This is a genomic window from Bradyrhizobium sp. 22 (genome assembly GCF_000482425.1).
Taxonomy (GTDB): Bacteria; Pseudomonadota; Alphaproteobacteria; order Rhizobiales; family Xanthobacteraceae; genus Bradyrhizobium; species Bradyrhizobium japonicum_B.
This window is the reverse complement of the sequence record NZ_KI519400.1, coordinates 224,296-246,195: the sequence shown is the minus strand read 5'-3', so window position 1 is coordinate 246,195 and position 21,900 is coordinate 224,296. Positions and strand designations below refer to the sequence as shown.

At 64.1% G+C, this 21,900-nt stretch carries 20 protein-coding genes; 12 read left to right on the top strand and 8 right to left on the bottom strand.

Annotation, left to right across the window (positions count from 1 at the left end):
• The first annotated feature begins 3 nt into the window (after nucleotides 1-3).
• A complete protein-coding gene (locus tag K410_RS0126520; protein WP_028137676.1) occupies nucleotides 4-561 on the top strand; it encodes a flavin reductase family protein in 558 nt (185 codons plus the stop codon).
• 31 nt (nucleotides 562-592) lie between these two features.
• On the opposite strand, the gene K410_RS0126515 is transcribed toward K410_RS0126520, so the two are convergent.
• The gene (locus K410_RS0126515) at nucleotides 593-1,501 is read right to left on the bottom strand and encodes an NAD(P)-dependent oxidoreductase (protein ID WP_028137675.1); all 909 of its coding nucleotides are present in this window, start codon (nucleotides 1,499-1,501) and stop codon (nucleotides 593-595) included.
• 166 nt (nucleotides 1,502-1,667) lie between these two features.
• Between K410_RS0126515 and K410_RS0126510 the strand changes: the two genes are divergently transcribed.
• The 6 genes from K410_RS0126510 to K410_RS0126485 all read left to right on the top strand — a co-directional run bounded on the left by K410_RS0126510 (nucleotide 1,668) and on the right by K410_RS0126485 (nucleotide 7,973).
• Nucleotides 1,668-2,651 carry an ABC transporter substrate-binding protein gene (locus K410_RS0126510; RefSeq protein ID WP_028137674.1) on the top strand — a complete coding sequence of 328 codons (984 nt, stop codon included), beginning with the start codon at nucleotides 1,668-1,670 and terminating at the stop codon, nucleotides 2,649-2,651.
• Between the two features lie 71 nt (nucleotides 2,652-2,722).
• Nucleotides 2,723-4,417, top strand: a complete 1,695-nt coding sequence (gene ilvD / locus K410_RS0126505) for a dihydroxy-acid dehydratase (protein ID WP_028137673.1) — start codon at nucleotides 2,723-2,725, stop codon at nucleotides 4,415-4,417.
• Nucleotides 4,418-4,499: 82 nt separating this feature from the next.
• Nucleotides 4,500-5,345 (top strand): ABC transporter ATP-binding protein, encoded by an 846-nt coding sequence (locus K410_RS0126500; protein WP_049820321.1) that lies wholly within the window; start codon nucleotides 4,500-4,502, stop codon nucleotides 5,343-5,345.
• Nucleotides 5,342-6,127, top strand: a complete 786-nt coding sequence (locus tag K410_RS0126495; protein WP_028137671.1) for an ABC transporter permease — start codon at nucleotides 5,342-5,344, stop codon at nucleotides 6,125-6,127. The genes K410_RS0126500 and K410_RS0126495 overlap by 4 nt, the downstream gene beginning before the upstream one ends.
• Nucleotides 6,127-6,891: an ABC transporter permease gene (locus K410_RS0126490; protein ID WP_049820320.1), complete on the top strand. Its 765-nt coding sequence runs from the start codon at nucleotides 6,127-6,129 to the stop codon at nucleotides 6,889-6,891. The genes K410_RS0126495 and K410_RS0126490 overlap by 1 nt, the downstream gene beginning before the upstream one ends.
• 35 nt (nucleotides 6,892-6,926) lie before the next feature.
• Nucleotides 6,927-7,973 (top strand): 2,5-dihydroxypyridine 5,6-dioxygenase NicX family protein, encoded by a 1,047-nt coding sequence (locus K410_RS0126485; protein ID WP_028137669.1) that lies wholly within the window; start codon nucleotides 6,927-6,929, stop codon nucleotides 7,971-7,973.
• On the opposite strand, the gene K410_RS0126480 is transcribed toward K410_RS0126485, so the two are convergent.
• From K410_RS0126480 to K410_RS0126460, 5 genes are read right to left on the bottom strand one after another with little or no spacing between them, the layout of a single operon-like run.
• Nucleotides 7,970-8,962 carry a 3-hydroxybutyryl-CoA dehydrogenase gene (locus K410_RS0126480; RefSeq protein WP_028137668.1) on the bottom strand — a complete coding sequence of 331 codons (993 nt, stop codon included), beginning with the start codon at nucleotides 8,960-8,962 and terminating at the stop codon, nucleotides 7,970-7,972. The genes K410_RS0126485 and K410_RS0126480 overlap by 4 nt on opposite strands.
• Nucleotides 8,963-8,965: 3 nt before the next feature.
• Nucleotides 8,966-10,054, bottom strand: a complete 1,089-nt coding sequence (locus tag K410_RS0126475; RefSeq protein ID WP_028137667.1) for an NAD/NADP-dependent octopine/nopaline dehydrogenase family protein — start codon at nucleotides 10,052-10,054, stop codon at nucleotides 8,966-8,968.
• Nucleotides 10,051-11,577, bottom strand: coding sequence for a class I adenylate-forming enzyme family protein (locus tag K410_RS0126470; RefSeq protein WP_028137666.1), 1,527 nt, complete (start codon nucleotides 11,575-11,577; stop codon nucleotides 10,051-10,053). The genes K410_RS0126475 and K410_RS0126470 overlap by 4 nt, the downstream gene beginning before the upstream one ends.
• A gap of 2 nt (nucleotides 11,578-11,579) precedes the next feature.
• On the bottom strand, nucleotides 11,580-12,869 hold the full coding sequence (locus tag K410_RS0126465; protein ID WP_028137665.1) for an acyl-CoA dehydrogenase family protein: 1,290 nt from the start codon (nucleotides 12,867-12,869) through the stop codon (nucleotides 11,580-11,582).
• Between the two features lie 12 nt (nucleotides 12,870-12,881).
• The gene (locus tag K410_RS0126460) at nucleotides 12,882-13,679 is read right to left on the bottom strand and encodes an alpha/beta fold hydrolase (RefSeq protein WP_049820319.1); all 798 of its coding nucleotides are present in this window, start codon (nucleotides 13,677-13,679) and stop codon (nucleotides 12,882-12,884) included.
• A 199-nt stretch (nucleotides 13,680-13,878) separates the two neighbouring features.
• Between K410_RS0126460 and K410_RS0126455 the strand changes: the two genes are divergently transcribed.
• The 4 genes from K410_RS0126455 to K410_RS0126440 all read left to right on the top strand — a co-directional run bounded on the left by K410_RS0126455 (nucleotide 13,879) and on the right by K410_RS0126440 (nucleotide 19,259).
• Nucleotides 13,879-14,640, top strand: a complete 762-nt coding sequence (locus tag K410_RS0126455; protein ID WP_028137663.1) for an SDR family NAD(P)-dependent oxidoreductase — start codon at nucleotides 13,879-13,881, stop codon at nucleotides 14,638-14,640.
• A gap of 30 nt (nucleotides 14,641-14,670) precedes the next feature.
• Nucleotides 14,671-15,507 carry an enoyl-CoA hydratase family protein gene (locus tag K410_RS0126450; RefSeq protein WP_028137662.1) on the top strand — a complete coding sequence of 279 codons (837 nt, stop codon included), beginning with the start codon at nucleotides 14,671-14,673 and terminating at the stop codon, nucleotides 15,505-15,507.
• A gap of 98 nt (nucleotides 15,508-15,605) precedes the next feature.
• The gene (locus K410_RS0126445) at nucleotides 15,606-17,957 is read left to right on the top strand and encodes a bifunctional salicylyl-CoA 5-hydroxylase/oxidoreductase (protein WP_028137661.1); all 2,352 of its coding nucleotides are present in this window, start codon (nucleotides 15,606-15,608) and stop codon (nucleotides 17,955-17,957) included.
• A gap of 51 nt (nucleotides 17,958-18,008) precedes the next feature.
• Nucleotides 18,009-19,259, top strand: coding sequence for a flavin-dependent oxidoreductase (locus K410_RS0126440; RefSeq protein WP_028137660.1), 1,251 nt, complete (start codon nucleotides 18,009-18,011; stop codon nucleotides 19,257-19,259).
• Between the two features lie 68 nt (nucleotides 19,260-19,327).
• Here the strand turns inward: K410_RS0126440 and K410_RS0126435 are convergent, their stop codons facing one another.
• Together K410_RS0126435 and K410_RS0126430 are read right to left on the bottom strand one after the other, a co-directional pair.
• The gene (locus tag K410_RS0126435) at nucleotides 19,328-19,783 is read right to left on the bottom strand and encodes a cupin domain-containing protein (RefSeq protein ID WP_018643141.1); all 456 of its coding nucleotides are present in this window, start codon (nucleotides 19,781-19,783) and stop codon (nucleotides 19,328-19,330) included.
• Nucleotides 19,784-19,815: 32 nt separating this feature from the next.
• The gene (locus tag K410_RS0126430; RefSeq protein ID WP_028137659.1) at nucleotides 19,816-20,988 is read right to left on the bottom strand and encodes an ABC transporter substrate-binding protein; all 1,173 of its coding nucleotides are present in this window, start codon (nucleotides 20,986-20,988) and stop codon (nucleotides 19,816-19,818) included.
• A gap of 250 nt (nucleotides 20,989-21,238) precedes the next feature.
• On the opposite strand from K410_RS0126430, the gene K410_RS0126425 reads away from it, so the two are divergent.
• Nucleotides 21,239-21,757 carry a MarR family winged helix-turn-helix transcriptional regulator gene (locus K410_RS0126425; protein ID WP_028137658.1) on the top strand — a complete coding sequence of 173 codons (519 nt, stop codon included), beginning with the start codon at nucleotides 21,239-21,241 and terminating at the stop codon, nucleotides 21,755-21,757.
• Nucleotides 21,758-21,900: the final 143 nt, after the last annotated feature.

Below are 21,900 nucleotides of genomic sequence, written 5' to 3'. Positions count from 1 at the left end.
CCGATGAATGATCAGCCGCAGCAGCCCCGTGTGCCCCATCCCGCCAACGAGTTCGCGAGCGACAGCTCGTCAATCGATCCTCGCGACTTTCGCAACGCACTCGGAACCTATGCAACGGGCGTCACGATCATCACGGCCGCGGCGCCCGATGGCAAACCTTACGGCCTTACGTGCAACTCGTTCGCCTCGGTCTCGCTGAATCCACCGCTGGTGCTGTGGAGCCTCGTCGTCTATTCCTCGAGCCTGACCATCTTCCAGAACGCCAGCCATTTCGCGGTCAACGTGCTCGGCGCTTCGCAGCAGGCTCTTGCGAACAAATTCGCAAAATCCTCGGACGACAAGTTCACCGGCGTAGACTGGACGCCGGGCCTCGGCGGGGCGCCGGTGCTTGCCGAGAGCGTTGCCAACTTTCAATGCCGGTCCGTGAATCGCTATTATGGCGGCGACCACGTGATCTTTCTCGGTGCGGTCGAGGCCTATACCTACAGCACGACCGAGCCGCTGCTCTTCGCGCGAGGGGCATTTGGCCGATTTCTCGCCGACGACGAGCGCAAGAAGTGATCCTGATGGGTTTTAGCGTGCGCTCGACAGCTCAGCCCTTTGCGGCTGAAAGCTTGTAGATCTCCAATGCGTCCGCATCCGCGCCGTGCGCGGCCCTGGCCAACCTGAAGAGTTGTCCGGCAAGCGAGGCCATCGGCACCGGCGTCGAGGTCGCCTGTGCGACATCGGCTACCGTATCGAGATCCTTGAGCATCGTGGCGATGTGACCAAGCGGCGGCGAGTGAATGCCTTGCGCCATCCTCGGCACGAACAGCTGAAGCGGAATGGAATCCGCGAAGCCACCGGCGAGCGCCTCGGGCAGGCGATTGGCGTCAATCCCGGCGTTGACGGCAAGGCGCGTGGCTTCTGCCAGCACGGCCATCGCGCACCCGACGATCACCTGATTGCAGAGCTTGGTGGTCTGGCCGGCGCCGGTCGGGCCCATATGGGTGAGCCGGCGCGCCATGGCCAGTACGTAGGGTCGGACCCGTTCGATATCGTCTGCTTCCCCGCCGGCCATGATCGCAAGCGTGCCTTCCTCGGCGCCCTTCGTCCCGCCGGACACCGGCGCATCGATCCAGCCGGCGCCATTGGCGTCTTTCAATCGCTTTGCGAGGCGGCGCGCGGCATCGGGGTGTATCGATGAGAAATCGACGACGAGCTTGCCGGCACCAGGCGCCGCAGCGAGCCCCTCCGGTCCGAAGATCACCTCCTCGACGGCCGTCGCATCCGTCACGCACATGAAGGCGATATCGGAGTTCGCCAGGAGATCGCGAGGCGTAACTGCGCGCTTGGCGCCGGCCTCGATGAGCGGAGCCGTCTTGCCCTCCGAGCGGTTCCAGACCGTGACCTGATAACCGGCCTTGAGCAGGCGCCGGGTCATCGGCGTTCCCATCAGCCCGAGGCCGAGATAGCCAAGCCTCTCGGCGCCGTGCGGGTTTGCCTTGCTCGCATCAGCCATAGGTTGCCTCATTCTGTCGCAGCGCGACGCCGGCTTATCATACATTTCGCGTCGGACGGCAGAACCCTTCGGCCCGCATGGCTTGCCTGAATGTTTGAACCATGAAACATTTGAGGCGGTCGGGTTGGGTGGCGCCCGTCGGCGCCGGAGCAGCGGAGTGGGCACGATGCGAACCGTTTCGAAGTGGATCCTGGCTTTGGGGGCGGCAGCTGCCGTGAGCGCGGGGGCAAGCCCGTCATGGGCGCAACAGACGATCCGCGTTGGCTGGACGATCCCGGCCGAGGAATCCAAGTACTGGATGATGCGCCGTCAGGCTGAATTTCCCAACCTCGGCAAGGCCTACAACATCGAATGGACCCAATTTCAGGGCACCGCGCCGATGACGCAGGCCTTGGCAGCCGGCGCGCTGGACTGCGCGACGCAGGCACCGCTGTCGCTTGCCAATGGCGTGGTCGGCGGCAATCTCAAAGCCTACATCGTGGCGCAGCACGTGTTCGAGAAGCCCGGCGGCTTCTCGGTCTACTGGGCTGTCAAAGACGACTCCCCGATCAAGACCATCGCCGATCTCAAGGGCAAGACGGTCGGCATTTCCGTGATCGGCGGCGGGACCCAGGGTCCGTTCAATCTGCTCCTGAAGCAGAATGGCGTCGATCCAGCCAAGGATATCAAGCTGGTCGAGGTCGGTTTCGCGGTCTCCGAGGACGCGCTGCGCCAAGGCCGTGTCGATGCGGTCAACATGAACCAGCCGTTTGCCGCGCGCGCGGAGGCAAAGGGCGGCACGAGGAAGCTGTTCTCTCTGTCGGAGGCCATGCCGAACATCGTGCATATCCTGGAAGCCTGCCGCGCGGATTTCGTCGACAAGAACCCCGAACTGGTCAAGACCTATGTTCGCGACATCACCTCGGGCATGAAGAAGGCGCTGGCGAACCGCGAGGAGACTCTCAAGGTCGTCAACGAAGTGCTGAAGGCGCCCGTTCCGGTGCTCGAGACCTATCTGCTCAAGGACAATGATTTCGGCCGTGATCCAGGCGCGGCACCGAACTTCCCCGCGATCCAGAAGATGCTGGATATCTACGCCGAGACCGGAATGCTGCCGAAGCTGGATGTCACGCAGTTCAAGCATCCGACCATCGTCGCTCCGCTGGAATAGGCGGGCCAGCGATCCGGGCAGGGATCCAGCCGCGTCCCGGATCCGGGACGCCGCACAATGAAGATGCACGCATGAAGAAGCTGCGATCACGAGTAACGACAGACGGCCTCGACCGGGCCCCGCATCGCGCATTCATGCGCGCCATGGGGCTCGACGACGCAGCGATCGCGAAGCCGATGGTAGGCGTCGTCAGCATGAAGGGCGAGCAGACGCCCTGCAACATGACCCACGACTTCCAGGTGGCTGCGGCCAAGACTGGCATCGAGGAAGCCGGCGGCACACCGCGCGAGTTCTCGACCGTGTCGGTATCCGACGGCATCAGCATGAACCACGAGGGCATGAAGTTCTCGCTGTTCTCGCGCGAGCTGATCGCCGACTCGATCGAAGCTGTCGTCCATGGTCTGGCCTACGACGCGCTGATCGGATACGGCGGATGCGACAAGACGCTTCCGGGCGTCATGATGGGCATGGTTCGCTGCAACGTGCCGTCCATCTTCATCTATGGCGGCAGCTCGCTGCCGGGCCGCGTCGATGGGCGTACGCTGACGGTGCTCGATTCCTATGAGGCCGTCGGCAGCTTCATGACCGGCGAGATCGACGGCGCCACGCTCGAGCGGATCGAGCGTGCCTGCCTGCCGACCATCGGCGCGTGCGCCGGCCAATTCACCGCGAACACCATGGGCATGGTCTCGGAGGCGATGGGACTGACCATTCCCAACGTCTCGATGGTGCCCGGCGTCTATGCCGAACGCGCGCAGATCTCGCGACGGGCGGGACGCCTGATCATGCAGATGCTGGAACGCGGCGGGCCGCTGCCACGCGACATCGTGACGCGGAAAGCCCTGGAGAACGGCGCGGCGATCGTTGCGGCGACGGGAGGTTCGACGAACGCTGCGCTGCATCTGCCGGCGATTGCGAACGAGGCCGGCATTGCATTCACGATCGATGACGTCGGCGAGGTCTTTGCAAGGACGCCGTTGATTGGGAACCTGCGGCCGGGCGGCAAATACACGGCAAAGGATGTCTACGACATCGGCGGCGCCGCCGTGGTGATCCGCGAGCTGATCCAGAGCGGTCACATCGATGGCAGCTGCATCACCATCACCGGCCGCACGCTCGCTGAAGAATACGGCGCGGCCAACGCACCGGATGGAGAGGTGGTCTACGCGGCTCGCGCGCCGATCATGCCTGACGGCGGCGTGGCGGTGCTAAAGGGAAATCTCTGTCCCGATGGCGCGGTGATCAAGGTTGCCGGACTGAAGAGCCAGTTCTTCGAAGGCGTGGCGCGCGTGTTCGAGGATGAGGAGGCCTGCGTCAAGGCGGTTCGGGATCGTACCTACGCGGCGGGCGAGGTTCTCGTCATCCGCAATGAAGGGCCGGTCGGCGGCCCCGGCATGCGTGAGATGCTCGGCGTCACTGCGCTGATCTACGGGCAGGGCATGGGCGAAAAGGTGGCGCTGATCACCGACGGCCGGTTCTCCGGCGCCACCCGTGGCATGTGCATCGGTTACGTGTCCCCGGAAGCATTTGTCGGCGGTCCGCTGGCGCTGGTTCGCAACGGTGACAGGATTCGGATCGATGCCGCAAACCGGCGGATGGACGTCCTGCTCGACGAGGGTGAGCTCGGCGCGCGACGACGCGATTGGAAGCAGCGTCCGCCACGCCATCGTGCAGGGGCGCTTGCGAAGTATGCGCGACTGGTTGGTCAGGCGCCGGGCGGAGCCGTGACGCATGAAGGCCCCGCAGAATGGCCGTGGTTCGAATGACGTATCGCACGGGTGCGAAGACGATCGTCAGTCTGGCAGGCTTCTTGCTAAGTCCGTGCCTCACGGTGAAGCGAGCGACGGGATGACGGTGGTGCCTGCGAGATCGAGCGAATGGGTGAGACCGGTGACATCACGAGAGCCGGCTTCGGCAATCATCGAGATTGATCGCGTCTCGCAGGTCTTTCAGACCTCCGCGCGCAGGGATCATGTGGCGCTCTCGGACATTTCGCTGACGATCGAGGAGAGAGCCTTCGTCTCCATCCTGGGTCCGTCCGGCTGCGGCAAGTCGACACTGCTTTATATCGTCGGCGGTTTCGTCAATCCGACCAGCGGTGCGGCGAAGATGAAGGGACAGGCGATCACAGGCCCCGGTCCAGATCGCGGGCCGGTGTTCCAGGAATTTGCGCTGTTTCCCTGGAAGACCGTTCTCGGCAACGTGATGTATGGCCCCCGGCAGCAAGGTGTGCGCGCTAGCGAGGCCGAAGCGCAGAGCCTGGCTTTGCTCGAGATGGTCGGCCTCAAGGGTTACGAGAGTTTCTATCCCAAGGAGTTATCGGGCGGCATGAAGCAGCGCGTGGCGCTTGCCCGGACGCTCGCCTACCATCCCGAAGTGCTCCTGATGGACGAACCGTTCGGTGCGCTCGATGCCCATACGCGGACGCGCTTGCAGAACGACCTTCTCAACATCTGGGAGCGCGATCGCAAGACGGTGCTGTTCGTCACTCATTCGGTTGACGAGGCCGTCTTCCTCTCTGACAAAGTCGTCATGATGTCGAAATCGCCCGGCCGCATCCGCGAGGTCATCGACATCGATCTGCCGCGGCCGCGCCGTCGCAGCGAGCTGTTGCTCGACCCGCGCTATCAGAAGTATGTCGTCGATATCGAGCGCATGTTCGATGAAAGCGACGAAGCCGGGACTGCGGTATGATGTCGCCGGCTGCCCTGATCAGACGAGCCGCTCCGGTGCTGGCCTGTATCGGGTTGCTCGCGGTGTGGCAGCTTGCGTCGCTCGCGCTCAAGAACGACAGCTTCCCGACCGCGGTCGAGGCGATCCGGGCGATTCCGGACATTCTCGGCGACAAGGAATCCCTCCTCAACATCCTGGCGTCGCTTCGCCGCATGGCGCTCGGGTTCTGTGTGGCGGTCCTGATTTCGATTCCGCTGGGCTTGTTGATGGGACGAAGCCGGAGCGTTGCGGCTTTTTTCAATCCGCTCCTGATGGTGATCTATCCGGTGCCGAAGGCCGCCTTGATGCCGATCATCATGCTGTGGCTCGGCGTCGGCGACATCACGAAGACGTTGGTGATCTTCCTCGGTGTCAGCCTTCCCGTGATCTATCACAGCTTCGAGGGCGCCAAAGCTGTCGAAGAGAAGATGCTATGGTCGGGTGCCGCGATGGGACTTTCGCCCGCGCAGCGCCTGGTACGGATCGTGCTGCCCGCGGCGCTGCCGGAAATCCTGACCGGCTGCCGCACGGGTCTGGTACTGGCGCTGATTACGATGATCACCAGCGAGATGATCGCGCGGCAGTCCGGCGCCGGCAACATCCTGTTCAATGCGCTCGACATGGGCCAGTACGACACCGTCTTTGCGATGATCATCATCGTGGGCACCATGGGAATCTGCCTCGACGCCATTTTTGAAAGGGTCCGAGCCAGGCTCGTGCGTTGGTCCGAGCCTCAGTTCGACATGCCGCTGAGTTTCTCCTGATGTCGCGCCTTCTTCCCGCAAACGTCCTTCTTGGCATTGCCCCGATCGCGCTGATCATCGCCCTGTGGCAGGGGCTGGTGTCATTCGGCTTTGCGCCCGCGGTCTTGCTGCCGCCCCCGGGCTTCGTCTTCAGCCGGCTGCTCCAGCAGCTCGCGACGTGGGGCTTTCAGCAGGAGATCGCGGCGACCCTGATCCGGCTGTTTGCCGGGTTCGCCATTGCAGTCGTGCTCGGCGTCAGCATCGGCATTGCTGCTGCCGCAAGTCCGGCGATCAACGCCGTGGTTCGGCCGATTGTCCGCATCCTGGCCCCGCTGCCCAAGGTTGCGCTCTATCCGGCGCTCCTGCTCTTGCTCGGGTTTGGCCACGGATCGAAGGTCACCTTGGTGGCCGCGGACGCGCTCTTTCCCATTCTGCTCTCGACCTATTACGGTGCGTCGACCGTCGAGCAGAAGCTGATCTGGTCGGCCATGGCGGCGGGAACGCCGCGCATCCAGATTCTGTTCAGGGTGGTGCTGCCGGCGGCGATGCCGTCGATCCTGACCGGATGCCGGATCGGACTTGTCATTTCCTGCATCGTGGTGTTTCTGGCCGAGATGATCACGTCGACGGACGGATTGGGGCACGCGCTCGTGACCGCGGCGCGGACTTTTCAGGCCGTCGACATGTTCGTGCCGCTGATCACGATCTCGCTGCTGGGGCTGATCCTGAACGCCTTGCTGGGTGCTCTGCGGTCGTACCTCTTGCGCGGCTTTCCAGACGCGTGATCTGAACGAAGAATAGACAAGACCGGGAGTGACCCATGCTGGCTGACCGCATCGAGGCAAAATGGATCGACGCATTTTGCGAGATTTTCGAGCGATGTGCCGTCAAGGCCGGCGATACTGCGGCGATCCTGTCGGAGACGCAGTCGCGTGCGCTGAACGTTCATCTGGCGGAGCTCGCGCTGCTGCGCCTGGGCGCGCGGCCGTTTCACGTGGTGATGCCGACGCCGCGCAACCGGAACATCGTTCCGGTTCGCTCCACCGGCGCGAGCGAGGCGATCCAGAAGCTTGGCCCGGTCATCACCGCGCTGCAGCAGGCCGGCTTCGTGGTGGATTGCACGATCGAGGGCCTGATGCACGCGGTGGAGACGCCCGAGATCCTCAAGGCCGGAGCACGGATCCTGGTGATCTCGAACGAGCATCCCGAAGCGCTGGAGCGGATGGTGCCGGATTCGGCGCTCGAAAAGCGCGTTCGGGCCGCGGCGAAGATGCTGCGGGGAACCAAGCGGATGCGCGTGACCTCGAAGGCCGGCACGGCGCTCGACGTCGACATGGTCGGCGCGTCCACGGTCGGTGTGTGGGGCTGGACCGACAAGCCCGGCACGCTGGCGCATTGGCCTGGCGGCATCGTCGTCAGCTTTCCAAAGAGCGGGACGATCAACGGCACGCTGGTGATGGCGCCAGGCGATATCAATCTCACGTTCAAGCGTTACCTGACGTCGGCCGTGAAGATGACTCTGAAGGACGATTATGTCGTCGAGCTGGAGGGCGAGGGCACCGATGCCGCGATGATGCGTGCCTATCTCGCAGCCTGGGGCGATCGCGAGGCCTATGCGGTCTCGCATGTCGGCTTTGGCATGAATCCCGGAGCGCGTTATGAGGCGCTCTCGATGTACGACCAGCGCGACACCAATGGCACGGAGATCCGGGCCGTCTCCGGCAATTTCCTGTTCTCGACCGGCGCGAACGAATTCGCCGGCCGCTACACGGCGGGGCATTTCGACCTGCCGATGATGGGAACGACGATCGAGCTCGATGGCGTCGCGGTGGTCCGGGAAGGCGTGCTTCAGGACGTCTTCGGCTAGTCGGGATCGAGCACTGGCGGACGCGCCAGATCGAAGTGGCGGAGCAAATCCACCATGGCCTGCAGCCGCTTCGCGCGATAGGCGTCGACGTCCATCCCCGAATAATCGAGAAAGCCGGCGCCGGTGCGCAGGCCGATGCGGCCCTCATGCATGTTGCGGGAAATGACATCCGGCGCCCGATAGCGGTCGCTGCCGAGCGCGCCCTCGAGATAGCGGCTTGCGTAGTAGAGGATGTCGCCGCCGCCCCAATCGATGAATTCGAGCAGGCCGAGCACGGCATAGCGGAAGCCGAAGCCGTAGCGGATCGCCTTGTCGATCTCTTCCGCGCTGGCGACGCCCTCCTCGACCATGCGCGCGGCCTCGTTCATCGCCAGCGCCTGGATACGCGGCACGATGAAACCGGGCGTCGCCGCGCAGACCACCGGCACCTTGCCGATGCGTTCGAGCAGACTCTTGACCTCGTCGATGATGGCGGGGTCGGTGGCCTTCCCAGGCGAAACCTCGACGAGCGGAATGAGGTAGGCTGGATTGAGCCAGTGCACGTTGAGAAAGCGGCGGGGATTTACGATCGCACCCGAGAGATCGTCGACGAGGATTGTCGATGTGGTCGATGCAATGATCGTGTCAGGTCCGACCTGCCTTGAAGCCGCCCCGAGCACCTCCCGCTTGAGCTCGACGACCTCGGGAACCCCTTCGAAGACCATGCCGGCGTCGGATAGCGCTGCGCTGCTCTGGCTGACGGGCACTACCGAGACGCGCGCGATCAGAGGGCCAACGTCCGCTTCGCTCAGCATTCCCAGCTTCGACAGGCTGGCAAAGGTCTTGCCGATTTCACCCAGCGCGTCCACCTCCAGCTTGGCGAACTCCTCCGCGGAGCGCGCCTTGACATCGATCATCGTGACTTTGTGTCCAGCATAGGCGAACGCGACGGCAATGCCGCGCCCCATGCGGCCAGCGCCGAGACAGGCGATATTGGCGCGATTTGTCATCGATCAGAATCCATTGCGAAGCAGCGTCTGCAATTCAGCCTTGCTGAGATTGTCGAGGCCCAATGTCTTGAGCGTCCGGCCACCCTGCGAAAAATCCTCGCCGCAGACCGCCCCGCCGATCGACAGGAACGCTTTTGCCAATGGAGTGGCCACGCCAGCCAGGCCGGCGATGGAGACAAGCAGCGACAGTCCGAGCCGCAAATCTTCGCGCATATAGCGATGCTCGGTCAGCACGATCCGTTCGCGCCAGTCGCCGGAATCGGTCAGGCGGTCGTGCGAGCCGCGGCCGTACATCCAGATCTCGCCTTCCCTGGCGTAGTGATGCGCCAGCGGGAAATGCGGCGCGCCATAGCCGAGCGCCTCGCGCACGGCAATCCGCTCGGCGTCGAGCGCATCCGTGACCCGCCGGATCGCGGCCTGCGTGCCTTCCTTGTGGATATCCCATTTCTCGAAATGCTCGATCGGGCCTGCGTTCATCACGATCAGCGGCGGATGGATGATCGGGCCGGCATTCATCAGCGCGCCGGACAATGCGTCTCCGCACGGTTCGACCGCCTCGGGGAATGCCCGCCCGATCACGTCGAGGGCGTGCGGCGCCTGGTCGAGTGGGAACACACCGACCGGTAGCCGCTTGGCGCGGATGGTGATGGCGACTTCAAACGGTCCGTGCTTGCGCGTCAGCCACGGCAGCGTGCCGGTTTCGGCAAAGCTTGTCTTGGCACGGTTGCCGGCATCTCGCATGGCCTGAGCGAAGATCATGGAGCCGAAGGTCGCCGGCGGCAAGAAGACGACCTGGCCGTCCCGCAGATGCGGGGCGAGCAGGCGAGCGATATCTGCTTGCGCGAAGGCAGGGGCGGGGCACAGGATTAGCGCCGTTCCGCCGACGGCCTCGGCGATGTCGGTCGTGACCAACGCGAGCGTCACGTCGTGGCGGCCGTTATGGTCCTTCACCAGAATGCGCGAGCCGGCGGCGCGATGCGCCGCGACCTGATCGGCATCGCGGCGCCAAAGCCGCACCTCGTGTCCCGATAGGGCAAGATCGCCTGCGGCTGCGAACGAGCCGTTTCCCCCACCCAGAACTGCAACCTTCAAGATGCTTCTCCTTGCGCGCGAGACTGCGCATCGAGCTGCTTCAGCAGGAAATGCTGGACCTTGCCGAGCGCCGTGCGCGGCAGATCGGTGACGAAGACGATGTCGCGCGGCACCTTGTACCGTGCGAGTTGCGCCTGGATATGTGTTCTGAGTTCATCCGCTTCGAGCGGAGAGCCGGATCTCCGGATCACGTAAGCGATGGGGACCTCGTCCCAGCGTGGGTCGGGTCTGCCGATCACGGCGCATTCGCTGACATCGGGATGTTCGAGCAGGACGCGCTCGACCTCGGCCGGATAAACGTTCTCGCCGCCTGAAATAATCATGTTCTTCTTGCGGTCGCGGACCCAGAAATAGCCGTCGGCGTCGCACAGGCCGATATCGCCGGTGCGGTACCAGCCGTCGTGCAATGCCTCGCGCGTTGCGGCTTCGTTGCCCCAATATTCAAAGAACACGTTGGGGCCGCGCACCGCGATCTCGCCCGGCGTGCCCGCCGCTACCTCGCTGCCGGAATGATCGACCACCTTGGCTTCGCAGCACAGGCCGGCGAGGCCGGTCGATCCCGTACGCGACAGATCGCCGCCGAGCCGCGTGTAGATGGCGACGGGGCAGGTCTCGGTCGAGCCGTAGACCTGGAGCACGGGAACGTTCCGGGCGACGAAACGCTCGATCAGGTGCGGAGGCACGATGGTGGAGCCGGTCGCGACGGCCCTGAGTGACGAAAGATCGGTGCTCGTCCAGGCGGGATGCTCGCTCACGGCCTGGATGATCGCAGGCACCATCACCGTGAGTGTCGGTCGTTCCCGTTCGATGGCTGCAAGCGCGGTATCCGGCGCAAAGCGCGCGTGAATCGTGACGGTCGCACCCAGCTGCAGGGCCGGCGTGGTCTGGATGTTGAGGCCGCCGACGTGGAAGAATGGCAGCACCGTCAGCACGTGGTCGTCGGACGTCATATTATGCATGTGCTGGCTCATGACGCCGTTCCAGAACAGCGCCTCCTGGCGCAGCACCGCGCCTTTGGGCCGTCCGGTCGTTCCTGACGTATAGACGATCAGGAGCGGGGAAGAGAGGTCGGTGTGCGGGTTTCGGCTGGTGCCGTCACTGCGGGCCAGCAGGCTTTCGAATGTGGTGCCGCGAGGCGGTACGAAGTCGAGGCCAACGACTGACGTCCCCGGCGCAAGCTCGGGGAGAACCCCCTCGAACGCCCGTTCGAGCACCAGGACCTTGGCTCCTGCATCGGCGAGAATGAAGAGCTGCTCGGCGACGGCGAGCCGCCAGTTCAGCGGCACCAGCATCGCGCCTAGGCGTGCGCAGGCATACAGCAAGACCAGATAGTCCGGCCGGTTCAGACTGAGGATGGCGACGCGATCGCCGCGGCCGACGCCGAGTTCCTGCTTCAAGGCCGTTGCGGTCCGTTCGATGCGCGCCGCGAACGCGGCATAGCTCAGCCGCTCGCCTTCGAAGGCAATAGCGGTCTTGTTAGGCGAAAACGCCGCGTTGCGATCGATCAGGCTGCAGAGGTCCACTGTCAGTCGTCCGTCTCGCCGGCCTCGTATAGCGCCTCGCGTCCAATGCGATCGAGGCAGAGCTCGGCCGTCCAGGGCAGCATCAGCGAGCCGCAGCGGCTGTCGCGGTAGATCCGCTCCAGCGGCAGCGAGCGAAGCATCGCCTGGCCGCCGCAGGTGCGGATCGCGAGCGCGGCCAGCTCATTGGCGCCTTCCATGACCGAATATTGCGCAGCATAGGCCCGCAGCACCTGCTCCTTGCTTGGATTGGCGCAGGCTTCGGTGACAGCCTGGAACCAGATCCCCTTGATTTGTTCCAGCTTGATCTGCATCTGCGCGACCGCGATCTGCTTGGTCGGGTACATCCGGCGCTTCACCGGCGGCATGCCCGGAACTTCGCCGCGCAGATAACGCACGGTGAAGTCATAGGCGGCTTGAGCCAGGCCCATATAAGTCGGCGACAAGGTCAGGAACATGTGCGGCCAGCGCATCGCGGCCTGGAAATAGACCCCGGGCGGCATCAGCGCAGAATCCTCCTGAACGAACACGTCCTTGAACAGCAGCGTGCGCGACACCGTTCCGCGCATGCCGAGCGGATCCCAGTCGCCGACAACCGAGACGCCTTCCGACTTGGCCGAGATGGCGAGGTAAAGCGTGTTGCGGCGAGACGCTTTCTCGCCTTCCTCGATCTCGGTGCAGAGCACGCCGTAATAGTCGGCATGGCCGGAGAGCGACGCAAAAATCTTCTTGCCGTTGACGATCCAGCCGCCTTCCACGGGCTTCGCCTCGGTGCCGAACGCGACGCCGCCCGCGGCCGCCGCGCCACCCTCGGAGAAAGGCTGCGAATAGATCGCGCCATCCTCGACGATCCGCTTGTAGTGGATCGCGCGTCTCCGTTCGTGGTCGGCGCGGGTCGCCGCGTCCATGTCGAGATCGTCGGCGAGGGGGCCCGACCACAGGGTCGAGCAGACATGCATATTCCAGGTCAGCGCGGTCGCGCCGCAGTAGCGGCCGATCTCGGCGGCTGCCAAGGCGTAGGTCTGGTAGTCCGCGCCAAGCCCGCCGTGTTTCTTGGGAACGGCAATGCCGAGCAGGCCGACGCGATGCAGATCGCGATAATTCTCCGTCGGGAAGATTGCCTCGCGATCGTAGGTGGCGGCGCGATCGGCAAACACGGTCTGCCCGATCTCCCTGGCGCGGGCGATGATGCCGGCCTGTTCGTCGCTCAGGCGGAACGCGACGGGATCGAAGATCGGCGCATCCAGCGCGACCTTATCAGTCGTGCCGAGAGTCTTGCTGACTTGCATGGTCATTGCGCAGTCACCTTACGCTTTGGTCGCGAGAGAGTTCAGGAACCTGCCCAGCGCTTCGTCGAAGGCATCGGGCCGCTCGAGGTTGGCGAGATGGCCGACGCCGGGAAGCTCGACGTATTCGGCCCCCGGGATGTAGGTCGCCGTCTTCGCCATCATCGGGGCCGGCGCGTTGTTGTCCTTGGAACCGGATAGCAGCAGCGTGGGGACCGAGACATCCTTGAGCGTGCTGCGCTGATCGAAGCCGATGAGAGCGAGCATCATGGCGCGATAGCTTGCCTCGGGTACGCTCCCCATGCATTCGCGCGCAAGCTCCATCCCCTTTTGGTCTGGATCGTCGCCGACCAGCTCTTTCACCAGCGAGGGCGCCAGCGACTGCATCGTCTCGCCGCGATCGAGCGGGCCGAGCCGCGCCGCGATGAACGATTTTTGCCAGTCGCCGTCGGCCTTGCCGAAGGCAGGGCTGGTCTGCGCCAGCACGACGGCGCGCGCCAGTTTGGGGGATTGCACGAGCCATTTCTGGACGATCATGCCGCCGATCGAGTGACCGACCAGGATGGGTCTGGTGGCACCGAGCTGCGAGATGAATTGCTGGAGCGCGTCCGCCAGGGCAGCGATGCTGACGCTCGCGAGCGGTGCCGAGCCGCCATAGCCCGGCATGTCCCACGCGATGGCGCGAAAGCGGTCGCCGAACGTAGCCAGCTGCCGTCGCCAGGCTCGCGCCGCGCCACCGATGCCATGCAGGAAGATCAGAGGGATCGCGTTCGGATCGCCCGCGGTTTCATAGGCGAAGCGTCCGTCCTCTGTTATCATTGGCCCAGGCTGCGGCACGCGACATCCTCTTGCTTGCCCCATCGATGCTAACAGGCCTTTCGGGGATGGGAAGCTATAATTTTACACTTAAAGCAATTTCCGGGCCGGTCTCCGTCGCATGAGTTCTGCGCCTTCGTTGCAAAAGTTTGAAGGTTAAAATATATCGGTGCAACGGTCACAGATCCGAGGGAGCCAGCGCATGTCCGGATTGCCGCACTCGCCGCACGCGCTGGTCACCGGCGGAGGCCGCGGCATCGGCCGCGCGATCGCGGCGGCCCTTGTCGGCGCCGGCGCGACCGTGACGATCATCGGCCGGAATGCCCAGGTCCTCGATGAGGCGGTCAATGATGGCGCCGCGCATTTCGGCGCGGTCGCCGACGTTGCGAACGAGACGGCCCTGAAGGCCGCCATTGCCGAGGCCCATGCGCGAAGGCCGATCGATATCCTGATCGCCAATGCGGGCAGCGCCGAATCCGCGCCATTCGCGAAATCGGACAGTGCCCTGTTCGCGCGCATGATGAACATCAACTTCATGGGCGTGGTTCATTCCATCCACGGCGTGCTGCCGGGCATGAAGGACCGCCCCTATGGCCGTATCGTCGTGATTGCGTCGACCGCGGGCCTCAAGGGCTATGCCTATGTCAGCGCGTACGTAGCGGCCAAGCACGCTGCGATCGGTCTGGTTCGTTCGCTTGCGCTCGAGCTCGCCGGCAGCAGCGTAACCGTGAACGCGATTTGCCCGGGGTTTACCGACACGGACCTCGTCGCCGGCAGCATCGACAACATCATGAAAAAGACCGGACGAAGCCGCGAGCAGGCCATCGCCGAGCTTGCCAAGCACAATCCCCAAGGGCGCCTGATCGCGCCTGAAGAGGTGGCGGACGCCGTGCTTTGGCTGTGCGGGCAGGGCGCCAGCGCGATCACCGGGCAGGCCATCGCAGTCGCAGGCGGCGAAATCTAGCGCGCGGAACAGACATACCAAGGAGATCGCATGAGCAGACCAGCCAATCCCGTCACCGTGCCGCTCGCGGACTATTCGCCGCAGCATTTTCTTCTGGCCGTGGTCGATGGCGTTGCGACGGTCACGCTCAACCGGCCCGAACGGAAGAATCCGCTGACGTTCGAAAGCTACCGGGAACTGACCGACTTCTTCCGCGCCTGCGCCTTCGACGACGAGGTCAAATCCATTGTCGTCACCGGGGCCGGCGGCAATTTCTCCTCGGGCGGCGACGTGTTCGAGATCATCGGCCCGCTGGTGAAGATGGATACCAAGGGGCTGACCGCCTTCACGCGGATGACCGGCGACCTCGTCAAGGCGATGCGGGCCTGTCCGCAGCCCATCGTCGCCGCCGTCGAGGGCATCTGTGCCGGCGCTGGTGCGATCGTCGCCATGGCCTCGGACATGCGCCTGGCGGCAAGCGGGTCCAAGGTTGCCTTTCTCTTCAACAAGGTGGGGCTGGCTGGTTGCGACATGGGCGCCTGCGCGATCCTGCCGCGGATCATCGGACAGTCCCGCGCCTCCGAGCTGCTTTATACCGGCCGCTTCATGACGGCGGAGGAGGGCGAGCGCTGGGGCTTCTTCAGCCGCATCGTCACGTCCGAGCAGGTGCTGCCCCAGGCGCAAGTCCTGGCCAAGCAGATCGCGGAAGGTCCGACCTTCGCCAACACCATGACTAAGCGGATGCTGGCGATGGAATGGGCCATGTCGGTGGAAGAAGCGATCGAGGCGGAGGCCGTTGCCCAGGCGCTGTGCATGACCACGGCCGATTTCGAGCGTGCCTTCGAGGCCTTCGCCAACAAGGTCAAGCCGGTCTTCCGAGGCGACTAGGGCCGGTCAGCCTGTGACTAGGCCAGCAACGGGGACTTGCGCGAAATTATTTTAGGCTTAAAATAGTTTCATGGCCGGGTGAATTGGCGAGGCTCCCCATGAAAGTCGCGATCATCGGTGGCGGACCTGCGGGTCTCTATGCTGCGATCCTGCTCAAGAAGCAGCGCCCCGGCGCCGACATCACCGTTTACGAGCGCAATCGGGCCGACGACACCTTCGGCTTCGGCGTGGTGTTCTCGGATGCCACGCTGGACAATTTCGAAAAGCATGATCTGCCGAGCTATCGTCGCATCACCCAGGAATTCGCGTACTGGGACGATATCGCGGTGCACTTTCGCGGCACCGTGCACCGGGTCGGCGGCAATGGTTTCTGCGGCTGCTCCCGGCGCAAGCTGCTCTTGATCCTGCAGGAGCGGGCGCGCGAGCTCGGGGTCGTCCTGCACTTCGAGGTGGACATCGAGGACGAAGCCCGCTTCGCCGATGCCGATCTCGTCCTGATCGCCGACGGCATCAACAGCCGCTTCCGCGAGAAGTATGTCGATCATTTCGAGCCGGAAGTCGATCTGCGTGCCAACAAGTTCGCGTGGATGGGCTCGACCAGGCCGCTCGACGCCTTCACCTTCATCTTCCAGGAGACCGAGTGGGGGCCGTTCATCGCCCACGCCTATCAGTATGAGGCCGGACACTCGACCTGGATCTTCGAGACCGATCCCGAGACGTTCGAGCGGGCCGGCCTGACAGGGCTGGACGAGACGCAGTCCGCCGCGCGGATGGCCGCAATCTTCGGCTGGTTCCTCGATGGGCATAAGCTGCTCACCAATCGCTCGATGTGGCGCAATTTCCCGATGATCCGCAGCAAGCGCTGGGTCAAGGACAACATGGTGCTGCTTGGCGATGCCAAGGCGAGCGCGCATTTCTCGATCGGCTCCGGCACCAAGCTCGCGATGGAAGACGCGATCGCGCTCGCCGACGCGATGGAGACGGCCCCGGACATCAAGGCCGCGCTCGACATTTACGAGCACGGCCGCCGCGAGGAGGTCGAGAAGACGCAACACGCGGCCGACGTGTCGCTGGTCTGGTTCGAGCACGTCGACCGCTTCTGGGATTTCGACCCCGTACAGTTTGCCTTCGGCGTGATGACGCGGTCGAAGGCGATCACCTACGACAATCTCAGGCTTCGCGCGCCCGACTTCGTGGCTGAGGTCGAGAAGTCGTTTGCCAGACAGGTTCGCGACAGCGGCTTTGAGGTCGACACCAAAAAGCCGGCGGTGCCGTTGTTTCAGCCGTTCCGGCTGCGCGAGATGGAGATCGCCAATCGCGCCGTAATGTCGCCGATGTGCATGTACTCGGCGAAGGAGGGCGTGCCGACCGATTTCCACCTCGTGCACTACGGCTCGCGTGCGATTGGTGGCGCTGGCCTCATCTTCACCGAGATGACCTGCGTCAGCCGCGATGCCCGCATCACGCCCGGCTGCGCCGGATTGTGGAACGACGAGCAGGAAGCGGCTTGGCGGCGCATCGTGGATTTCCTCCACGGCAACTCGGCTGCAAAGATCTGCCTGCAACTCGGCCACGCCGGCCGCAAGGGCGCGACCAAGCTGATGTGGGACGGGATGGACCGTCCCCTCGAGGAGGGCGGCTGGGACGTGGTCTCGGCATCGCCGCTGCCCTATTTCCCGGACAGCCAGGTGCCGCGCGAGCTCGACCGCGCCGGCATGAACGCGGTGAGGGAGGCCTTCGTTGCGGCGGCCGAGCGCGGCGAGCGCTGCGGCTTCGACATGCTCGAGCTGCATTGCGCCCACGGCTATCTGCTCGCGAGCTTCATCTCGCCGCTGACGAACACCCGCACGGACGAATATGGCGGCTCGCTCGAGAACCGCCTGCGGTTCCCGCTCGAGATCTTCGAGGCGCTACGCGCTGTCTGGCCGTCGCACAAGCCGATGTCGGTGCGCATTTCCGCGACCGATTGGGCCGACGGGGGCATCACCGGTGACGACGCCGTCGCCATCGCGCGCGCCTTCGCCGAGGCCGGCGTTGATCTCGTCGACGTCTCGACCGGACAGACCGTGCGCGATGCGCAGCCGGTCTACGGACGCATGTTCCAGACGCCGTTCTCGGATCAGGTTCGCAACGAGGCGCGAGTGGCGACGATGTGCGTCGGCAACATCACGACGGCCGACCAGGCCAATACGATCCTGGCAGCCGGCCGGGCGGACCTCGTCGCCCTTGGTCGGCCGCATCTGGTCGATCCCTTCTTCACGATGAAGGCGGCGGCTTGGTACGGCGCAGAGAACGCGTTCTGCCCGCCGCAATATGTGCCGGGAAAAGAGCAAATTTTCCGCAACAGCGTGCGCGACCGGCAGGACCTCGAGGAGCTGAGAATTAAGGCTAAGCCCAAGACCCGGGCCGAGCTCAAGGCGGAGGCGACAAAGCCGCTTGCGGCGGAGTGACCGCCCGTGCGACGTTAACCCATTGCCTGTGTTTCGAGTGGAGTAAGGGCGATGAAGGCGATTATCGTCGGTGGCGGTATCGGTGGTCTCACCACGGCATTGATGTTCCGCTCGCGCGGCCTCGACTGTGAGATTTTCGAGCAGGCCGACACCATTCGCGAGCTTGGGGTCGGCATCAACACGTTGCCGCATGCCATGCGGGAACTTGCCGGTCTCGGTCTGCTCCAGAAGCTCGACGACGTCGCGATCCGCACCGATCAGCTCTATTATCTCAACCGGCATGGTCAGGAGGTCTGGCGCGAAGCCCGCGGCATCGACGCCGGCCACGACGTGCCGCAATTCTCGATCCACCGCGGCCGCCTCCAGGGCGTGATCCACCGCGCCGTCGAGGAACGGCTTGGCGCTGATGCCATCCACACCGGCTGCCGGCTGGGCGCGTTCACGCAGGATGAGGGCGGCGTTACCGCCTACTTCTTCGATCGCGCCGGCGCACATGTCCACACCGCGCGCGGCGACATCTTGATCGGCGCCGACGGCATTCATTCCCGCGTCCGCGAGACGTTGTTCCCGAACGAGGGGCCGCCGTGCTGGAACGGCTTGATGCTGTGGCGCGGCGCGCGCGACTGGCCGCTGTTCCTGACCGGCAAATCGATGATCGTGGCCGGCGGTCTCAATGCCAAGGTGGTGATCTATCCGATCGCGGAGGGATCAAGTCCGTCGAGCCGCCTGACCAATTGGGCCGTGCTGGTGAAGGTCGGGGAGGGTAACGTTCCGCCGCCGCGCAAGGAGGACTGGTCGCGGCCGGGCCGCCGCGAGGAGCTGATGCCGCACGTCGCGCGCTTCTCGGTGCCCTATATCGACGTGAAGAGCCTGATCGCGGCGACGCCTGAATTCTACGAATATCCGACCTGCGACCGCGATCCCCTGCCTTACTGGTCGTCAGGACGCGTCACGCTGCTCGGCGATGCCGCGCATCCCATGTATCCCGTCGGCTCCAACGGCGCCTCGCAGGCGATCCTTGATGCGCGCTGCCTTGCCGACGCGCTGGTGCGCGCCGAGCATCCGCGCCAGGCGCTACTCGAATATGAGAAGAAGCGGCTGCCGATGACGGCCGATATCGTTCGCTCCAACCGGCGCGGCGGCCCCGAGGGCGTCATCGACGCCGTCGAGCAGCTCGCCCCTGATGGATTCGACAATGTCGACAACGTGCTGAGCTATTCCCAGCGCGAGGCCATCGTGCGCGGCTATGCCGCCAAGGCCGGTTTCGCCGCCGTGCCGGGACTCGCGGCGGTGCGCGCCTGAACCGCTTTAGGTTGTTGTTTAAGCATGATCTTTTCGGAAAACCGCTACGCACTTTTCCGGATCATGCTTTAGCCGCCGGGCGGCGGCGGCAGGAAGTGGATGTTGAACTCGGCGGCCATCGCCACCACGTCCTCCGGCTTCTGCTCCTTCATGTTGTGAAGGCCCCAGAACAGGTCGAACAGCTTGCGGCTCGGGGAGACCCAGAACAGCACCTTGGCGGTCTGCTCCGACTTGTTGAAGATGCCGTGCGGCACGCCCATGCCGAGCCGGATCAGATCGCCGGCGGTGGCCTGCGCCTCGGAATTGCCGAGCACGAAATCGAGCTTGCCCTCAAGCATGTAGAGATATTCATCCTGATCGGGATGGATGTGCGGCGGAACGAACGTGCCCGGCGGCAGCGTCGCATGCCAGGAGAAACTGTTCTCGGCGTAGCTCTTCGGCACATAGGTCTGGCCAAGAATATTCCAGGAGATGCCCTGGATGCCTTCATTGGCCCGCGTGATGCCGGTGATTTCACTCTTCATTGCAGCAGTCCTCCCTTAACGCAGTACGCCGCTTAGTTCGCCGCCTTGCAGTCCTTGGCATAGCGGTCGCCGTAATTCTCGAAGACCTTCTGCACGATCTCGGTCTGGAACTTGCCGTCGGGACGCTTGGCGACCTTGGTCAGATAGAAGTCCTGGATCGGATAGCCGTTGGTGTTGAACTTGAAGGCGCCGCGCAGCGAGGTGAAGTCGGCCTTCTTGAGCGCCGCCTGGACCGCTGCCTTGTTCGACAGATCGCCCTTCATGGCCTTGACCGCGCTGTCGATCAGCATCGCGGCGTCATAGGCCTGGAAGGCGTAGGTGCCGGGCACGACGTTGTAGGCGGCCTCGTAGGACGCCACGAACTTCTTGTTCTGGGGATTGTCGAGATTGGGTGCCCAGTTCGCACCGCCAAACATGCCGACAGCTGCGTCCTGCTGGGCCGGCAAGGTCGATTCATCCACCGTGAACGCCGAGAGCACCGGAATGCTGTCGGCGAGGCCGGCCTGCCGGTACTGCTTGACGAGATTGACGCCGAGACCGCCCGGCATGAACGTGAAAAGAGCGTCCGGCTTTTGCGAGGCGATCTTGGACAGCTCCGGCTGGAAATCCAGTGTGTTCAGCGGCATATAGGATTCCTCGACGATCTCGCCCTTGTAGTCGAGCTTGAAGCCCGCCACCGAATCCTTGCCGGCCTGATAGTTCGGCACCATCAGGTACATGCGCTTGTAGCCGCGATCCTGCGCGACCTTGCCGAGGATCGCGTGCACCTGGTCGTTCTGGTACGAGGTCACGTAGAAGAACGGATTGCAATCCTTGCCGGCGAAGGTCGACGGACCGGCATTGGGGCTGATCAGGAAGGTTTTCGATTCCGTGATAGGCCGGTGGATCGCCTGCAGGATGTTGGAGAAGATCGGGCCAACCACGAAGTCGACCTTGTCGCGCTCCAGCAGACCCTTGACCTTGGTCACCGCCGCATCCGGCTTGAGCTCGTCATCCGCAACAATCACCTCGACATCGCGGCCGCCCATCTTGCCGCCGAGATCCTTCACCGCGAGCGCAAAGCCGTCGCGGACTTGCTGACCCAGCGCAGCGGCGGGCCCCGACAGGGTCACCACCACGCCCAGCTTGATCTTCTCCTGCGCCACGGCTGGATTGAGGGCGGTGCCGACCAGCAAGGCTGCGGCCAAGGTCAATTGCGTCTTCATGATCTGTCCCCGTGACATCGAGGCTTGCGCTGCAAGCCGCGTACTTCAATCCAAGCTTATGCCGATGACGGCTGCCGCGGCAAGCAGCGCGCAAACCATTGCCATCCAGCGGGCAGCACGCATGCAAGCGGCGCGCCAAATATTTGAAGCCTAAAGAAATTCCTCTGCGGTCGATTGTTGCAGCTTTGGACTTGCGGCCGGCTCCGATTTACTTGAAGCTCAAAATGTTGGGGAATCCGTGCTGGCGCCAATGCCCGCCGAGAGTGACTGCATCGAGATGCTCGATTCCGAGACCAAGGCCGTCGAAACGCCGGAAGACCACGCCGACGAGCTGCGGCTGTGGTTGCGCCTCTTGACCTGCACGACGCTGATCGAGGGCGAGGTCCGCGGCCGGCTGCGGCAGCGGTTCGACGTCACGCTGCCCCGGTTCGACCTGATGGCGCAGCTCGACAAGGCGCCTGACGGCATGACGCTGTCCGATGTCTCCAAACGCATGATGGTGTCGAACGGGAACGTCACCGGGCTGGTCGAGCGCCTTGTGGAGTCCGGTCATCTCGACCGCCGCACGTCGGAAACGGATCGCCGTGTCCAGGTGATCCGCCTCACGAAGCTCGGTCGCGCCGAGTTCCGCCGGATGGCTGCGGAACACGAGACCTGGATCGCCGATCTGTTCGCCGATCTCTCGCCGAAAGACGTCCGCGAATTGATGCGGCTGCTCGCCAAGACTAAGGCGTCGGCGCAGAAATCGGCCGCGCGCCGCCGGCCGTAAGCGCGGGGTCGGAGGGCCGCCCCATCCCTTTTGCCGCATGAAAAAGCACGGGATGCCCAAAATCCACTATTGCGCCGAATTGTTTTAAGCCTAAAATGTTTTCCAGATCGTGCTGCCGGGTGCAATCCATGCTGAAAGGAGCG

What these genes read in the sequence shown, in the direction of transcription:
- K410_RS0126455 (WP_028137663.1), top strand. Translation starts at nt 13,879, where the DNA reads ATGTCCGGATTGCCGCACTCGCCGCACGCGCTGGTCACCGGCGGAGGC.
- K410_RS0126480 (WP_028137668.1), bottom strand. Translation starts at nt 8,962, where the DNA reads ATGACAAATCGCGCCAATATCGCCTGTCTCGGCGCTGGCCGCATGGGG.
- K410_RS0126510 (WP_028137674.1), top strand. Translation starts at nt 1,668, where the DNA reads ATGCGAACCGTTTCGAAGTGGATCCTGGCTTTGGGGGCGGCAGCTGCC.
- K410_RS0126450 (WP_028137662.1), top strand. Translation starts at nt 14,671, where the DNA reads ATGAGCAGACCAGCCAATCCCGTCACCGTGCCGCTCGCGGACTATTCG.
- ilvD (WP_028137673.1), top strand. Translation starts at nt 2,723, where the DNA reads ATGAAGAAGCTGCGATCACGAGTAACGACAGACGGCCTCGACCGGGCC.
- K410_RS0126490 (WP_049820320.1), top strand. Translation starts at nt 6,127, where the DNA reads ATGTCGCGCCTTCTTCCCGCAAACGTCCTTCTTGGCATTGCCCCGATC.
- K410_RS0126500 (WP_049820321.1), top strand. Translation starts at nt 4,500, where the DNA reads ATGACGGTGGTGCCTGCGAGATCGAGCGAATGGGTGAGACCGGTGACA.
- K410_RS0126460 (WP_049820319.1), bottom strand. Translation starts at nt 13,679, where the DNA reads ATGATAACAGAGGACGGACGCTTCGCCTATGAAACCGCGGGCGATCCG.
- K410_RS0126520 (WP_028137676.1), top strand. Translation starts at nt 4, where the DNA reads ATGAATGATCAGCCGCAGCAGCCCCGTGTGCCCCATCCCGCCAACGAG.
- K410_RS0126435 (WP_018643141.1), bottom strand. Translation starts at nt 19,783, where the DNA reads ATGAAGAGTGAAATCACCGGCATCACGCGGGCCAATGAAGGCATCCAG.
- K410_RS0126430 (WP_028137659.1), bottom strand. Translation starts at nt 20,988, where the DNA reads ATGAAGACGCAATTGACCTTGGCCGCAGCCTTGCTGGTCGGCACCGCC.
- K410_RS0126495 (WP_028137671.1), top strand. Translation starts at nt 5,342, where the DNA reads ATGATGTCGCCGGCTGCCCTGATCAGACGAGCCGCTCCGGTGCTGGCC.
- K410_RS0126425 (WP_028137658.1), top strand. Translation starts at nt 21,239, where the DNA reads ATGCCCGCCGAGAGTGACTGCATCGAGATGCTCGATTCCGAGACCAAG.
- K410_RS0126445 (WP_028137661.1), top strand. Translation starts at nt 15,606, where the DNA reads ATGAAAGTCGCGATCATCGGTGGCGGACCTGCGGGTCTCTATGCTGCG.
- K410_RS0126485 (WP_028137669.1), top strand. Translation starts at nt 6,927, where the DNA reads ATGCTGGCTGACCGCATCGAGGCAAAATGGATCGACGCATTTTGCGAG.
- K410_RS0126440 (WP_028137660.1), top strand. Translation starts at nt 18,009, where the DNA reads ATGAAGGCGATTATCGTCGGTGGCGGTATCGGTGGTCTCACCACGGCA.
- K410_RS0126465 (WP_028137665.1), bottom strand. Translation starts at nt 12,869, where the DNA reads ATGACCATGCAAGTCAGCAAGACTCTCGGCACGACTGATAAGGTCGCG.
- K410_RS0126515 (WP_028137675.1), bottom strand. Translation starts at nt 1,501, where the DNA reads ATGGCTGATGCGAGCAAGGCAAACCCGCACGGCGCCGAGAGGCTTGGC.